The sequence below is a fragment of the Microbispora sp. CA-135349 genome, assembly GCF_050947365.1.
Lineage (GTDB): Bacteria > Actinomycetota > Actinomycetes > Streptosporangiales > Streptosporangiaceae > Microbispora.
Window position 1 is genome coordinate 2082049 of sequence record NZ_CP192001.1, and the last position, 15080, is coordinate 2097128.

The following is a 15080-nucleotide window of genomic DNA, read 5'->3' on the forward strand; positions in this document are numbered from 1 at the left end:
CACGGGGCAGAGTAATTGCCAAGTGTGAGTAAAGTTTCTCTTCATGCGACTTACGGTGAAGAGACTCGTACCGGCCTGTCTCGTCGCCGCGGCGTCGATCGCGGGACTCCAGTTCCCGGCCGCTGCGACGGCCGGGCAGGCCCTGCCCGCGCAGGCGGTTGTGCGTACCACCACCGCGCAGGCGGCGGCTCCGCACGCGGCCAGGAATGAAGCGCGGGCGGCCCGGGTGCCGACCGTGGTCCTCACCTTCGACGACGGCACGGCCGACCATCTCGCCGTCGCCAGGGCGCTGACCAGGCGTGGCCTGAAGGGCACCTTCTACGTCAGCAGCGCCCGCCTCGGCGGCCGGGGCTTCCTGAGCGTCGCCGAGTTGCGGGCGATCGCGAAGGAGGGCCACGAGATCGGCGGCCACACCCTGCACCATCCGCACCTGACGGAACTGCCCAACCTCGCGCAGCAGACGGAGATCTGCGACGACCGGCGGGCGCTGCTGAAGATGGGCTTCGCGGCGCGCTCGTTCGCCTTCCCGTTCGGCGACGACGACGAGACGAGCAAGCAACTCGCGATGCAGTGCGGCTACACGACCGCGCGCGACATCAACGGCATCTACCGGCCAGACAGCTGCCACTCCTGCCCGATCACCGAGACGATGCCGCCCGCGGACCTCGCCTCGGTGCGCGCCACGAGCCAGACCGGGCTGCCGCGTACGGCAAGCACGCTGCGGGAGTTCGTCACCCGGGCCCAGCAGAAGGGCGACCGCGGCATGGTGATCTTCGTCTTCCACGAGATCAAGAACGACCCGCGGGACAAGTACGCGACGTCGCCCAGGGAGTTCACCGCCTTCATCGACTGGGTGGCCCGGCAGCGCAAGGCCAAGACGATCGAGGTGAAGACCCTGGGCGACATCGTCGGCGGGCGCGTGTGGCCCGTCCCCGACGCCATGTGATCACGCCCGCCCGCGTGCGGGGGCACGGCGGGTCGTCGGGTTGACCGCGACGGTCACAGGGATTCACAAGGTTCGGCTGATAGATGTTCACCCAGCCTGTAAACGGACGCGCGGGAGGACGCCGGTGACGGTGACGACCGACATGTGCTCGCCGTACGGCTTCGTGCGCGGCCCGACCGAGGAGACCGCCGCGCTGTCCTGGAGCGACGGCCGGTGGACGACAGGAGGCCGGCCGCTGGCCGTTCCCGTGCGGGCCGCCGACGTCGTCCCCCTCCGGCCGCTGCGCGGGCTGCGGGTGGAGTGGCCGCGGGAGCCCGCCGCCGAGGCGCTGGACCCGGTCGTCGGCCTGGCCGCCGCGGGAGTGCCGCTCACCTGCGACGACCCCCCGAGGTGGGTGCGCGAGGCCGATCCCGTGCTCGCCGGTCTGGCCGCGGGCTGGACCCCCGAGGCCGACGACGGCAGACCCGAGTCGGTCGCCGACCTGCGCAGGGAAGAGCACAGCGTGCGCCTGCGCAGGCACGCGCTGCGGGCCGGAGGCGTCGGCACGGGCCTCGCCCCGGTGACCGTCGTCATGGCCACGCGGCGGCCTCACTACGTCGGCGGCGCACTGCGGCAGCTCGCCCGGCAGCGCGCGGTGGACTTCGAGGCGATCGTCGCGCTGCACGGGTTCCCGGCCGCGCAGGTGCGGGAGGCGGTCGCGGAGTTCCCGCATCCGATCACCGTGATCGAGGCCGAGCCGCACGCGCCGCTCGGGACGGTGCTCAACTTGGCGGCGTCGCGGGCGTCCACCGGCATCGTCGCCAAATGGGACGACGACGACTGGTACGGCCCCGAGCACCTGGCCGACCTGCTGCTGGCCATGGCCTACTCCGGGGCCGAGCTGGTCGGGACCGCGCCGGAGTTCTTCTATCTCCAGCCCCTCCACGCGACGATCCGCCGCGTCGACTACAGCAGCGAGGTGTGGGCCGACCACGTCGCAGGCGGCACGATCATGCTCGGCCGCGATCTCTTCGAGCAGGTCGGGGGCTTCGGGCCGTTGAACCGCGGGGAGGACGCGCACCTTCTGCGCGCGGTGGAGGCGGCCGGGGGCCGCGTCTACCGCACCCACGGCCTGGGCTACGTCCTGCGGCGGTCGGTCGGCGCCGACCACACCTGGAACCTTCCTCTCGCCCACTTTCTGCGGGTCGCGTCCAACCAATGGCGCGGCTTTCGCCCGAGTGTGATTCTGGAAGCGCCATGACGCCACGCATCAGGGGAAACGACTACACCGTCCTCAGGCCGCCCGCCCTCGGGTCCTCGTGGGCTCCCCGCCTGCGGGTCAGCGTGGTCATCCCGGCGTACGGCGACCAGGCCAAGCTCGACCTCACGCTCGCGGGGCTGGCCAGGCAGACGTACCCGTCCGGCCTGCTCGAAGTGATCGTGGTCGACAACGGCAGCGAGCCGCCGCTGCGCCTTCCGGAGATCCGGCCCCGCGACACGCGGCTGCTGGTCTGCGCGGCGCCCGGCCGGGCCAGGGCGCGCAACACCGGGCTGGCCGCCGCGACCGGCGACGTCGTCCACTGGATGGACTCCGACGTGGTTCCCGAGCCGGAGGAGGTGGAGGCGCACATGCGCTGGCACCACCTCGCGCCCTACCTGTCGGTCACCTCCTACCTGCGCTTCACCACCGCCCCGCTGCCCGACCCCGCGGAGGTCGCGGGCACCGGCGACCTGGCGAAGCTCTTCGAGCCGGCGGAGCCGCACGCCTGGATCGAAGACCTGGTGCAGCGGTCGCAGGGGCTGACCCGTTCGCCGCGGCCGTTCAGCATCCACATCGGCGGCGCGTCGTCGGTCTCCGCCCGGTTGTTCGAGCGGGCCGGGCCGATGGACCCCGACATGATCCTCGGCCAGGACACCGAGATGGGCTACCGGCTCGCCCAGGCGGGCGCGGTCTTCATCCCCGACCCGCAGGCCAGGGCCTACCACCTCGGCCCGTCCATGCGCATGCGCGACAGCGAGCGGATCAGCCGGGTCAGCCACGCCCTGGTCACCGACCGCGTCCCCGGCTACCGCTGGCTGCGCACCCATCCCTCCCGTCAGTGGAAGATCCCGCAGGTGGAGGTCCTCGTGGACGCCACCGCGGGGTCCTACGACGACGTCAGGGCCACCGTGGACGGCGTGCTGGCCGGCACGGTGACCGACCTCGCCGTCGTGCTGACCGGCCCGTGGGACGAGCTCGCGCCCGAGCAGCGCGCGCCGCTCAAGGACCCGCGCCTCGATCTCGTACTGCTGCGCGCCCACTACACCCACGAGGGCCGCGTACGGCTGGCCACGGCGGCGGCCGAGACCCAGTCGCCGTACCGCCTGCGCATCCCGCCCGGCTGGGTGCCGGGGGAGGACGGCGTGGGCCGGCTGCTCGAGGTGCTGCGCGGCCGGGATCGCGGACTGGTGAGCGTGCTCCTGGCCGAGGACGCCGAGGGCGTCACCGCCGCCCGCCTGGAGCGCACGGAGGCGTTCTCCCGCGCCGCGATCATCGCCGAGGAGGCCGGGGAGGGCGAGGACCTCGACGACATCGTGGACGAGCTGTTCGGCACCTACTGGGTCGACGGCGAGGCCCACGGCTTCCGGCCGGCCGGGGAGGCCCCGGCGTACCTGAACCCGCGCACCGCCTATCGCAAACGCGTGGAGGCGCAGGCCGAGGTCGAGCGGCTGACCAAGGAGGTCGAGCGGCTGCGCGGGCAGGTCACCCGATGGCGTGACGAGGCGACGCGGTGGCGCAAGTCCGCCGTCGAGTTCCGCCGGGAGATCGGCACTCTGCGGCGGCAGGTCTCGGGGCTGCGGGGGCAGCTCTCGGCGCTGCGTCATGACCGGGGCCTGCGCGGTATCGCCCGGGGCCTCACCCGGCCCTTCACGTTCAAGAAGACCTGACCGCTCCGGCCCGCTCCGTCCCGGATGGATCAGGAGCGGCGGAACAGGCCGCGGCGGCGCGGCGAGGCCGTCTCCGCCTGTGGGGCTGCCGGGTTCTGTGTGGCCGGATTCTGGGCGGCCGGGGTCTGGGCGGCTTGCTGCGCCGCCGGCGTGGGAGCGGTCCGCGGCGTGGCGGGCGCGGCCGGTTTCGCCGGAGCCTTGGGAAGACCCTCGAACTCGCTCGCCGCGGCACGCCGTACCCCGTGGGTCTGGGCGATCACGTCGGCCGGTTCCTCGCCCGGTGCGGCGAGGCGGCGGGCGCGCGCGACGGCCTCGGTCCGCTCCAGGGTGGCGGTGCGGCCGCCCGGCAGGTCCAGGACCAGCAGGCCGATCCGCTCCTCCAGCATCGCCTTGACCGCCCGCTCCAGCAGCGCCGGAGCCGGAGGGGCGTCGACGGGCGCCGTGTAGCGGAAGGGAACGGGCGCGGCGGTCGGCGCGGCCCGTTCGGCGAACCGCACCCGCGCGTCGTGCCCGAACGCCGCCCGGACCAGGGCGAGATCGAACGCCTCGGTCCCCGGCACCCATCTGCGTCCATCCGTGAGCGACCAGGGACCGGCCAGCGTCACCGCGACGTCGGCGAGCGTGCCGCGCAGCACCGCGTCGACCGCCGCGACGATCCGCCTTTCGTCGGCCCCCGTCACGTCGAAGACGACCTCCACGTACGGCACGAGCCAGCGCCGGCCGGGCTCCTTGCGCAGGTCGCGGCGGAGCGGGACCCGGTGTGCCAGGTGGGCCTCGACGAGCCGGACGATCGACTTGCCGTGCTCGCCCCGCTGGGCGGGCAGGCCGAGATGCACGGCGCGCGCCTCCATGTCGGGGACGAACACCGCACCCGCCTGGGCGAGCCGGTAGGCGAACTCGGTGTCCTGGCCGCGCACCACGTCGGGATCGAAGCCGCGGATCTCGTCGAGCAGGGCCCGCCGCAGGGAGACCGTCGGCCCGGTGCACACCTGGTAGGGGTTCTTGCTGGCCCGCAGGCCGTCGAGACGGCGGATGGTCTCCTCGGTCGAGCTGGACACCAGCGCCGACGGGTCGAACAGGTCCTCGGGCGAGCCGTTCCGTACGGCCTCGTGAACCTGCCCGGGAGTGAGGGCCGGCTCCTCGGCGAACTTCTTGCCGCCGATCGTGACGAGGTAGTCGGTCAGGTGGTGCCAGCGGAACAGCGCCTCCAGATGCTCGCGCGAGATCACCATGTCGGCGTCGAGGCGCTGCACGATCTCGCCCTCGGCCGACGCGATGCCCGCGTTCATCGCGTGCCCGGCGCCCCAGCCGCCGGGCGGCACGACCACGACGCGGGTGTTGTCGGGCCGCAGGTCGGGCAGGCGCAGCGGGGGATCGCTGCGGTCGTCCACCACGATGACCTCGGTGAGGTGCGCGGGGTAGGTCTGCGCGGCCAGCGCGGCCAGCGTCAGGTCGAGGCGGTGCTGCCCGCCGTGCGCGGGGATGACGACACTCGCGCTGAGCGTGGGGGCCCAGCCGCCGATGAGCGGCGGCGTGAGCGGAGAGTAGTCGTTGTGGCGGATTCTCGGCCGGGGCTCCACGCCCGTCAGGTGGGCCAATCCTCGTCCTCTTCAGTGATGGTCAAAGGGCTGGTCCACAGTAGCGAAACCCAGGGACGGTTCCCTAAGGTGACGTCCAATATGTCCATTTGGTGGACAACGGAGTCCGCACGTCAAACGGTTGGCCGTAGACTCGGTGACCGATACCCCTGGTGACACGCGTGTGCGCGCGTGGGAGGAGCGACCAATGTTCAGGGCTTGGCGTGGCCTGATCGAGGAGTACCGCGACCGTCTGCCGGTCTCCACGACGACGCCCGTGGTGACCCTGCTCGAGGGCGGCACGCCGCTCGTCCCGGCCAGGCGCGTGTCCCAGATCACGGGCTGTGACGTCCATCTCAAGGTCGAGGGTCTCAACCCGACCGGCAGCTTCAAGGACCGCGGCATGACCTTGGCGATCAGCAAGGCCGTCGAGGAGGGCGCCCAGGCGGTCATCTGCGCGTCCACCGGCAACACGAGCGCCTCGGCCGCCGCCTACGCCGTACGGGCCGGGCTGACCTGCGCCGTCCTCGTGCCGCGCGGGAAGATCGCGATGGGCAAGCTCGCCCAGGCGCTGGTCCACGGCGCCAGGCTGCTCCAGGTCGAGGGCTCGTTCGACGACTGCCTGGAGATGACCAGGAAGCTCGCGGAGACCTACCCGATCGCGCTGGTCAACTCCGTCAACCCGCACCGTCTGCAGGGCCAGAAGACGGCGGCCTTCGAGATCGTCGACGCGCTCGGCGACGCGCCCGACGTCCACTGCATCCCGGTCGGCAACGCCGGCAACATCTCGGCCTACTGGATGGGCTACAAGGAGTACGCCGACGACGGCGTGGCCACCAAGCGGCCGCGCATGCTGGGGTTCCAGGCGAGCGGCGCGGCGCCGCTGGTCGGAGGCAGCCCCGTGACCCACCCGCAGACGATCGCCACGGCGATCAGGATCGGCAACCCCGCCTCGTGGCGGCTGGCCGAGGCCGCGCGCGATGAGTCCGGCGGCGACATCCAGGCCGTGACCGACCGCCAGATCGCCGCGGCGTACAAGCTGCTCGCGCAGGAGGAGGGCGTGTTCGTCGAGCTCGCCTCCGCGGCGAGCGTCGCCGGCCTGCTCCAGGCTCACGAGCAGGGCATGCTCACGCCGGGGCAGCGGGTCGTGTGCACAGTGACCGGCAACGGCCTGAAGGACCCCGACTGGGCGATCTCCGGCGCTCCCGCGCCCGTGACGATCCCGATCGACGCCTACGCCGCCGCGGCCGCGCTGGGACTCGCCTGATCGGCCCTCTCATTTCGCCCAGCAAAGGGTTCAGGTGAAGAATTGACGGAAAGTCACGGCGTCGTCGTCCGCGTGCCGGCGACGAGCGCCAACCTCGGCCCCGGCTTCGACAGCCTCGGCCTCGCGCTCGACCTGTACGACGAGGTGGAGGCCGAGATCTCCGGCTCGCCCGGCGTGCGGATCTCCGTGGAGGGCCAGGGCGCCGGTGAGCTGGACGGGGGCGAGGGACACCTCGTCATCAGGACCATGCGCGCCACGTTCGATCGCATGGGCTTCGCCCAGCCGGACGGCATCGCGCTGCGCTGCCGCAACCGGATCCCGCACGCGCGGGGGCTCGGCTCGTCGTCGGCGGCGATCTGCGCCGGCATCCTCGCCGCCCGCGCCCTCGTACGTTCGCGGGGCGCGGGGGATCTGCCGGACGGCGAGGTGTTCGCGCTGGCCACCGAGATGGAAGGGCATCCCGACAACGTGGCGCCGTGCCTGGCGGGCGGACTCACCATCGCCTGGACGGACCAGTCGGGAGCTGCGAGTATGGTGAAACTGACTCCGCACGAGGACGTCCGGCCGGTGGTGCTGATCCCGGAGTTCCGGTTGTCCACGGAGGAGGCTCGGGGGCTGCTGCCGAAGGATGTACCGCATTCGGACGCGGCGGCCAACGCGGGGCGGGCGGCTCTGCTCGTCGCGGCGTTGACGCGGAGACCGGAACCGGATCTCCTGCTCGCCGCCACCGAGGACCGCCTGCACCAGAGGTACCGCGCACCCGCGATGCCGCGCACAGCCGAACTGGTGCGACGGCTCCGCGAGGCCGGGGTGCCCGCCGTCGTCTCGGGAGCCGGTCCGACGGTTCTCGCGCTGACGACACGGGAAACCAAGGATTCGATCGCGCCAGAAGTGGGTAATGACTGGCACATCCAGCCAATGAACGTCGACCCGCTTGGTGCGTACGTTCGGTTTCCCGAGACACGCTGATACTTCTTCGACCTTCAGGGAATAGCTGTGCGCGCTGGTGATGTTAGGCTGATAGCCGCACCAGGTGCCCCCGTGTTGGGTGCGTGCTTGTCATTCGCACATCGCTGCACTTCGCTTCGCGTCCTTCGACGCGGGCAGGGCGATTTCCCCGGAACCGTTTCCTCCAGTCTGCATACCTTTGAGTGGCACGACCGGAGGCGGCGTATTCGGAGACATGCGCGTTCGAACCACCAAGACATCTGGTCGGTGGCGGCAATCCGGGGGATCGCCCCCGGGCACCTACCGCTCGCGAATCCCGAGGGTCATCGACACATGAGATTCGCGAAGCCCGACCCGGTCTGTCCCGCCGGGTCGCATCACCGGGACGCCTGGACGCACGATTCTGGCGCCCGACCCCTGGGAAGGACCCTTAGTTGAGCGACACCACCGAACTCCTCTCCGACGGCCAGGCCGCCGGCGACACCCCCACTTCCGCCCCGGCCCGTCCGCGACGTCGCTCCGGCACGGGCCTGGCGGGCATGGTGCTCCCCGAGCTCCAGGCTCTGGCGACCAGCCTCGGCATCACGGGGACCGGACGGATGCGCAAGAGCCAGCTCATCGCGGCCATCCAGGAAAAGCAGGGTGGATCGGGAGAAACCGCGGCGGAGCCGAAGGCCGCCGCCGAAGCGCCCGCCGCCGAGCGCCCCGCCCGTGGCCGCCGGGAACGTTCCCGTGCCGCCGCGGCGCCCGCACCCGAGGCCGCGCCCGCCGCCGCCACGCCCGCCGCCGAGCCCGTCGTCGCGGCTCGTGAGGAGCGTCCCGTGGTCGAGGCCGCGCCCGCCGTGGCCGCCGAGGCCGCGCAGAACGGCGTCGCCGCCGTCGCCGAGCCGCAGGCCGAGGCCGTTCAGTCCGAGACCCGCGCCGAGCGGCCCGAGCGCGGTGACCGCCGCGAGCGCCGTACGCGCGGCGAGCGGGGGGAGCGGGGCCGCGACCGCGGCGACCGCGGTGACCAGCGCGCCGCCGACGCCGGAGACGGCCAGAGCCGTCGTGACCAGCAGGGCCGCGGCGACAACCGCTCCGACAACCGCGCAGACAACCGGGGCGACCGGGGCGACCGCGGAGACAACCGGGACCGGGGCGACCGCGGCGACAACCGCACGGACAACCGCGCCGACGGCAAGGGCGACCAGCAGGGCGAGGACGCCCGCGGGCGCCGTGGCCGCTTCCGCGAGCGCGGCCGCCGCGGGCGTGACCGCTTCGAGAGCAACGAACCGGTCATCAGCGAGGACGACGTCCTGATTCCGATCGCCGGCATCCTGGACATCCTCGACAACTACGCCTTCGTGCGGACCAGCGGTTACCTTCCTGGCTCGAACGACGTCTACGTCTCGCTCGCCCAGATCCGCCGCAACGGCCTGCGCAAGGGCGACGTCATCACCGGCGCCGTCCGGCAGCCGCGGGACGGCGAGCGGCGCGAGAAGTTCAACGCCCTCGTCCGCCTCGACACCGTTAACGGGATGGATCCGGAGCAGGCCCGCCAGCGGCCCGACTTCAACAAGCTCACGCCGCTCTACCCGCAGGAGCGCCTGCGCCTGGAGACCGAGCCGAACGTCCTGACCACGCGGATCATCGACCTCGTCTCGCCGATCGGCAAGGGTCAGCGCGGCCTGATCGTGTCGCCGCCCAAGGCCGGCAAGACCATGGTGCTCCAGGCGATCGCCAACGCGATCACGCGCAACAACCCGGAGTGCCACCTGATGGTCGTCCTCGTGGACGAGCGTCCGGAAGAGGTCACCGACATGCAGCGGTCGGTCAAGGGCGAGGTCATCCACTCGACCTTCGACCGCCCGGCCGAGGACCACACCACCGTCGCAGAGCTCGCGATCGAGCGGGCCAAGCGGCTGGTGGAGCTGGGTCACGACGTCGTCGTCCTGCTGGACTCGATCACCCGTCTCGGGCGCGCGTACAACCTCGCGGCGCCCGCGAGCGGCCGCATCCTGTCCGGTGGTGTCGACTCGACCGCGCTCTACCCGCCGAAGCGGTTCTTCGGCGCCGCCCGCAACATCGAGAACGGCGGCTCGCTGACGATCCTCGCCACGGCTCTCGTCGAGACCGGGTCCAAGATGGACGAGGTCATCTTCGAGGAGTTCAAGGGCACCGGCAACATGGAGCTCAAGCTCAACCGGTCGCTCGCGGACAAGCGCATCTTCCCCGCGGTGGACGTGGACGCGTCCGGCACCCGCAAGGAAGAGATCCTCATGGCCAAGGAGGAGCTGTCCATCGTCTGGAAGCTCCGCCGTGTCCTCCACGCGCTCGACATGCAGCAGGCGCTGGAGCTCCTTCTCGAGAAGATGAAGGAGACCAAGTCCAACGCCGAGTTCCTGCTCCAGGTGCAGAAGACCACGGTCAGCAACGACCGCGACTGACGCCCTTTCGACCGACGCCCCGGACGGCCACGCCGTCCGGGGCGTCGGCGTTTCCGGCCCGCCCGTCAGGTCGTGTCCTCTGACGAATCATGGCCCCGCCGCGCGACGGACAGCATTTGTCAGACACTCCCCAGCCCCGGGTTCGGGTTGTCCCCCATGAGCCGGCGAGGGTTCGCCCCGTTCCCTCCGGGTGTTCGGCTTGGCAGGCTGTGGGGGAGCGCGCGAGGGGAGGCTCCGGCCGTCGAGGACGCCGGGAGCGCGGCTCGATGGGAAACGCGCGTGCCGTGTGCGGCACGGGTGCCGTACGGGAGGGCGGGAGGCGGCGATGAGCGCCGAAACGACGGCCGGCCATCGGCCGTCAGGGAAGCGGGTGCGGACCTGGCGGCTGGGGCCCCTGGGCGTCGCGCTCGATCCGATGACGTGGCGCGCCGCGCCGTACCTGCTGGTGAGCGTGTTCTTCGGCGCGCTCTGGGTGGCATTCGCGGCAATCGCCATCCCCGCGTCGGCCGTGTTGGTCCTCGTCTGGGTGGGGATTCCACTGCTGGTCCTCACCATGCTCACCTGGCGCGGGGCCGCGATGCTGGAGCGCCGGCTGCTCCGGCTCGCGTTCGGCGCGCGGATCGCCGACCCGTACCGCCCCCGCCCGCGCGGCGCCGGAGTGATGCGGCAGGTGGACTGGCTGTTCGGCGACCCCGCCACCTGGAAGGACCTCGGCTATCTGTTCCTGCTGCTGCCGCTGGGCGCGCTGGAGTGCTTCGTGTCGCTCACGCTGTGGGGGAGCGGGCTGACGCTGGCCGCCGGGCCATTCGCCGCCCTGCTGGGGCTGGAGACCAGGGCCGGGGTGCGTCTCCAGTACGGTGCGTGGCCCGGATCGCTGCTGTGGACGCTGCTCGGTCTGGCGATCCTGGTCGTGGCGATGTACGCGGTGCGCGCGATGGCGTGGCTGCACACGACGATCGCGGCCGTCCTCCTCGGCGTCGACGAGCCGGCCCGGCTGCGCGCCCAGGCGGAGCGGCTGCGGGCCAGCCGGGCCCGGGGCGTCCACACCGCCGAGGCCGAGCGGCGGCGCATCGAGCGCGACCTGCACGACGGCGCCCAGCAGAGACTCCTGTCCGTCGCCCTCGACCTCGGGCGGGCGCTGGGCAAGTTCGACGAGGATCCGGCGGCCGCACGCGAGCTCGTCGCCGGCGCGCACCTGGGGACGAAGGCCGCCATCGCGGAGCTGCGCGACCTCGCCCGCGGGATCTACCCCGCCATCCTCACCGACCGCGGCCTCGACGCGGCCCTGTCCGCGCTCGCCGCCCGCGCGCCGGTGCCGGTGGACGTGCGGGTGGAGCTCCCGGACCGGCCGCCGCCCGCCGTGGAGACCATCGCGTACTTCGTCGTGGCCGAGACGCTCGCGAACACCGCCAAGCACTCCGGCGCGACGGAGGCGTCGGTCGCCGTGCGCCGCCGGGAGGCGCAGGTGGTGGTCGAGGTCCGCGACGACGGGAAGGGCGGTGCGGTGGCCGTGCCGGGCGGTGGCCTGGCCGGTCTGGCCGACCGCGCCGCGACCATCGACGGCGTGCTGTCGGTGCACAGCCCCCCGGGAGGGCCGACGGTCGTGCGCGCCGAGCTGCCCTGCACCTGGTGAACGGAGTGCGTAGGGTGAGGCCGTGCGCGTGGTGATCGCGGAGGACGCCGTGCTCCTGCGGGAGGGCATGGCACGGCTCCTGGAGGATGCGGGGATCGAGACCGTCGCCGGGGTGGGTGACGGTCCCGGTCTCGTGGCAGCCGTCGCCGAGCATGAGCCCGACCTCGCGATCGCCGACGTCCGGATGCCGCCGACACATACCGACGAGGGGCTGCGCGCGGCGATCGAGGTGCGGGCCGGACGGCCGGGTTTCCCCGTCCTGGTGCTCTCGCAGTACGTCGAGGAGCGGTACGCGACCGAGTTGATCGGCGCGGACGCCGCCGCCGTGGGATACCTGCTCAAGGAACGGATCGCCGACGTCGGCGAGTTCGTCGAGGCGGTGCGGCGGGTGGCCGCGGGCGGCACGGTGATCGACCCGGAGGTGGTCGTCCAGCTGCTGGGCCGCCGCCGGGCCGGGCTCGACGCGCTCAGCGGGCGGGAGCGCCAGGTGCTGGCGCTCATGGCGGAGGGCAGGTCGAACACCGCCGTCGCGTCCCGGCTGGCCGTCAGCGAGGGCACTGTCGAAAAGCACATCTCGCAGATCTTCCTCAAACTCGGTCTCGACCCCGCTCCCGGCGACCACCGCCGCGTCCTCGCCGTGCTCGCGTACCTGCGGCGGGCCTGACCTGGACCGATGATCGAGCGGTCCCCGAGGAATAGTCCGTGGCCTGGGATGGTTGGAGGATCTGGCACACTGGTAGCCGAACCGCAGCGGTACCGGTTCCCGCGCCGCGCATCTTGGGTGTGCCGATGCGCGCAGGCCGTGACAGACGGAGCGACCCGGCGACCGCGCCTAGCGTTAGGACTGAGACATGAAGCCCGACATCCACCCGGAGTACGTGGTCACGCAGGTGACCTGCACCTGCGGGAACACCTTCACCACGCGTAGCACCGCCAAGAACGGCGCGATCCACGCCGACGTCTGCTCCGCCTGCCACCCCTTCTACACGGGCAAGCAGAAGATTCTCGACACCGGTGGCCGGGTGGCGCGCTTCGAGGCGCGCTTCGGCAAGAAGGCCCAGAGCAAGTAGCTCCTCCAGGACGCCGGCTCGGGGGCGCCCCTTACTTGGGGCGTCTCCGGGTCGGCGTTCTTGGTGATTACGGCCTTTACCGAGGAGCTTGAGCAAAGGAGCGTGCGGTGAACCTCGACGAGATCATGAGTGAGTACGCGGATCTGGAACTGCGGCTCGCCGACCCCGCCGTGCACGCCGACCAGAGCAAGGCGCGGACGTACGGCAAGCGTTACGCGGTGCTCACGCCGATCGTCGCGACGTACCGGGAGCTCGAAGGCGTACGGCAGGACCTCGTGGCCGCGCGCGAACTCGGGGCGGAGGACCCGGCGTTCGCGGAGGAGGCGGCCGAGCTGGAGGGCCGCATCCCGGTGCTGGAGGAGAAGCTCACTCGTCTCCTGGTCCCGCGCGACCCGAACGACGACAAGGACGTCATCATGGAGATCAAGGCGGGTGAGGGCGGCCAGGAGTCGGCCCTGTTCGCCGGAGACCTCCTGCGGATGTACCTCAGGTACGCCGAGCGGGTCGGCTACAAAACCGAGATCATCGACGCGCAGCACTCCGACCTCGGCGGCTACAAGGACGTCACCGTCGCCATCAAGGGCAGGGAGGGCGTCTGGTCGCGGCTCAAGTTCGAGGGCGGCGTGCACCGTGTCCAGCGGGTGCCGGTGACCGAGTCGCAGGGCCGCATCCACACCTCGGCCGCCGGCGTGCTCGTCTATCCCGAGGCCGAGGATGTCGACGTCCAGATCGACCCCAACGACCTGCGCATCGACGTGTTCCGCTCCAGCGGCCCCGGCGGGCAGAGCGTCAACACGACCGACTCGGCCGTGCGGATCACGCACCTGCCGACCGGTGTGGTCGTCTCCTGCCAGAACGAGAAGAGCCAGCTCCAGAACAAGGAGTCGGCGCTGCGCATCCTGCGCGCCCGGCTGCTCGCGATGGCGCAGGAGGAGGCCGACGCGGCCGCCATGGCCGAGCGCAAGTCGCAGGTGCGCACGGTCGACCGTTCCGAGCGGGTCCGCACCTACAACTTTCCGGAGAACCGCATCTCCGATCACCGCGTGGGCTACAAGGCCTACAACCTGGACCAAGTCCTGGACGGCGATCTCGACGGGGTGATACAGGCATTGCTCGACGCCGAACTCGCGGAGAAGCTGGCCGTTCATTCGTGAGCATGCGGCGAGGAGCCTGATGAGGGGACGATGGGAGCAGCGGTGATGGACGTGGGTCCGCAGACGACCGTGGGCCGGCCCGGTGGCCCGTCTCCTCTGGAGCGACGAACCCCGGGCCTGGACCGACGAACCCCGGGCCTGAACCGACGAGCCACAGGCCTGGACCGACGAACCCGAGGCTCAGCCGCGAGACCCGTGCCGTAAGAGACCATGACCTTCCTGCTCGACGAAATCGCCCTCGCCACCGCCCGGCTCGCCGAGGCGGGAGTGCCGTCACCCCGAACGGACGCCGAGGAGATCGCGGCCTTCGTGCACGGCGTCACGCGCGGCATGCTGCACACGGTCAAGGACGCCGACTTCGACGCGCGCTTCTGGGAGGGCGTCGCCCGGCGCGAGGCGCGCGAGCCGCTGCAGCACATCACCGGCCGGGCCTACTTCCGCTACCTCTCGCTGGAGGTGGGACCGGGCGTGTTCGTGCCCAGGCCGGAGACCGAGGTCGTGGCCGGCTGGGCGATCGACCGCCTGCGCGAGATGGACGTCGCCTCTCCCGTCGTGGTCGATCTCGGCACCGGCTCCGGGGCCATCGCGCTGTCGATCGCGCAGGAGGTCGCCCTGGCGCAGGTGCACGCCGTCGAGATCGACCCCGTGGCGTACGGCTGGGCCAAGCGCAACATCCTCGAACACGGCCAGGGCCGCACCACCCTGCACCCGGAAGACCTGGCCGACTGCCTGCCCGAGCTCGACGGCCAGGTGGACCTGGTCATCTCCAATCCGCCGTACATCCCGCCTGGAGCGGTCCCCCGCGACCCCGAGGTGCGCGACTACGACCCCTCGCGGGCCCTGTACGGGTCGGGGGAGGACGGGCTGGACGAGGTGAGAGCCGTCGAGCGCACGGCGCGGCGCCTGCTGCGGCCGGGCGGGTTCGCGGTGGTCGAGCACGCCGATCAGCAGGGCAACGCCGTCTACTGGCTGTTCGCCGAGGAGAACGGCTGGCGCGACGTACGGCTGCGCCAGGACCTCACCGGCCGGGACCGGTTCGTCACGGCCCGGCTGACACAGGACTGATCGAGAGGCCAGGCCAGTGGCCACGCGGCGGTGGAGCCGGGCGGGACACGTGGCAGGATAGGCCCCGTGAGCCGACGGTTTGACTGT

General features: G+C 71.9%; 12 protein-coding genes. 11 read left to right on the top strand and 1 reads right to left on the bottom strand.

What is annotated here, in order from left to right; translation table 11 throughout:
- The first annotated feature begins 43 nt into the window (after nt 1-43).
- From ACQPZZ_RS09975 to ACQPZZ_RS09985, 3 genes are all read left to right on the top strand, one after another.
- Entirely contained in the window at nt 44-946 is a 903-nt protein-coding gene (locus ACQPZZ_RS09975) for a polysaccharide deacetylase family protein (protein ID WP_432930991.1), read from the top strand.
- A gap of 124 nt (nt 947-1070) precedes the next feature.
- A complete protein-coding gene (locus ACQPZZ_RS09980) occupies nt 1071-2186 on the top strand; it encodes a glycosyltransferase family 2 protein (protein ID WP_432930993.1) in 1116 nt (371 codons plus the stop codon).
- A complete protein-coding gene (locus ACQPZZ_RS09985; RefSeq protein WP_432930995.1) occupies nt 2183-3853 on the top strand; it encodes a glycosyltransferase in 1671 nt (556 codons plus the stop codon). The genes ACQPZZ_RS09980 and ACQPZZ_RS09985 overlap by 4 nt, the downstream gene beginning before the upstream one ends.
- Nucleotides 3854-3882: 29 nt before the next feature.
- Here ACQPZZ_RS09985 and ACQPZZ_RS09990 read toward each other — a convergent pair whose 3' ends face one another.
- Entirely contained in the window at nt 3883-5451 is a 1569-nt protein-coding gene (locus tag ACQPZZ_RS09990) for a glycosyltransferase (protein WP_432930997.1), read from the bottom strand.
- Between the two features lie 187 nt (nt 5452-5638).
- Between ACQPZZ_RS09990 and thrC the strand changes: the two genes are divergently transcribed.
- The 8 genes from thrC to prmC all read left to right on the top strand — a co-directional run bounded on the left by thrC (nt 5639) and on the right by prmC (nt 14993).
- Entirely contained in the window at nt 5639-6697 is a 1059-nt protein-coding gene (thrC, locus tag ACQPZZ_RS09995; protein ID WP_363644430.1) for a threonine synthase, read from the top strand.
- A gap of 42 nt (nt 6698-6739) precedes the next feature.
- Nucleotides 6740-7666, top strand: a complete 927-nt coding sequence (gene thrB, locus ACQPZZ_RS10000; protein ID WP_432930999.1) for a homoserine kinase — start codon at nt 6740-6742, stop codon at nt 7664-7666.
- Between the two features lie 413 nt (nt 7667-8079).
- A complete protein-coding gene (rho, locus tag ACQPZZ_RS10005) occupies nt 8080-10071 on the top strand; it encodes a transcription termination factor Rho (protein ID WP_432931001.1) in 1992 nt (663 codons plus the stop codon).
- Nucleotides 10072-10396: 325 nt separating this feature from the next.
- The gene (locus ACQPZZ_RS10010; protein ID WP_432931003.1) at nt 10397-11704 is read left to right on the top strand and encodes a sensor histidine kinase; all 1308 of its coding nucleotides are present in this window, start codon (nt 10397-10399) and stop codon (nt 11702-11704) included.
- A 22-nt stretch (nt 11705-11726) separates the two neighbouring features.
- Nucleotides 11727-12368, top strand: a complete 642-nt coding sequence (locus tag ACQPZZ_RS10015; RefSeq protein WP_363644422.1) for a response regulator transcription factor — start codon at nt 11727-11729, stop codon at nt 12366-12368.
- Nucleotides 12369-12555: 187 nt separating this feature from the next.
- Nucleotides 12556-12774 (top strand): 50S ribosomal protein L31, encoded by a 219-nt coding sequence (gene rpmE, locus ACQPZZ_RS10020; RefSeq protein WP_142560350.1) that lies wholly within the window; start codon nt 12556-12558, stop codon nt 12772-12774.
- A gap of 107 nt (nt 12775-12881) precedes the next feature.
- A complete protein-coding gene (prfA, locus tag ACQPZZ_RS10025; RefSeq protein ID WP_432931007.1) occupies nt 12882-13928 on the top strand; it encodes a peptide chain release factor 1 in 1047 nt (348 codons plus the stop codon).
- 210 nt (nt 13929-14138) lie between these two features.
- Nucleotides 14139-14993: a peptide chain release factor N(5)-glutamine methyltransferase gene (gene prmC / locus ACQPZZ_RS10030; protein ID WP_432931009.1), complete on the top strand. Its 855-nt coding sequence runs from the start codon at nt 14139-14141 to the stop codon at nt 14991-14993.
- The last annotated feature ends 87 nt before the right edge of the window (nt 14994-15080 follow it).